Source organism: Streptococcus mitis, from assembly GCF_946190115.1.
GTDB classification, from domain to species: Bacteria; Bacillota; Bacilli; order Lactobacillales; family Streptococcaceae; genus Streptococcus; species Streptococcus mitis_CO.
In genome coordinates, this window is record NZ_CAMHZG010000051.1 from 1 (window position 1) to 423 (window position 423).

General features: G+C 42.8%; 3 tRNA genes. All 3 read right to left on the bottom strand.

What is annotated here, in order from left to right:
• Positions 1–150: 150 nt before the first annotated feature.
• Positions 151–238: transfer RNA gene (locus N8L90_RS09345), tRNA-Ser, on the bottom strand.
• Between the two features lie 6 nt (positions 239–244).
• Positions 245–318 (bottom strand) — tRNA-Ile (locus N8L90_RS09350).
• Between the two features lie 34 nt (positions 319–352).
• Positions 353–423, bottom strand: a tRNA-Gly gene (locus tag N8L90_RS09355).

Here is a 423-nt window from a genome sequence, read left to right on the forward strand (position 1 = left end):
CATCAAAAAAGAAAGGACGAAATTTGTCCTTTCTCGAGCTTAGCTTTTCATCAACCCACTACAGTTGACAAAGAGCCGTTTTACAAATCTGAAGTTTTTATTCTACTATTCTTAAAAATACAAAAAAAGAGTTATAAACTCTCAATAAAACGGAGAATAAGGGATTCGAACCCTTGCGCCAGTTACCCGACCTAACGATTTAGCAAACCGTCCTCTTCAGCCTCTTGAGTAATTCTCCAATTAATGGGCACGAGTGGACTCGAACCACCGACCTCACGCTTATCAGGCGTGCGCTCTAACCACCTGAGCTACGCGCCCAAGTTAAAAACTTGGTAATTTGAACAAAGTTCAAAGCGGGTGACGAGAATCGAACTCGCGACAACAGCTTGGAAGGCTGTAGTTTTACCACTAAACTACACCCGC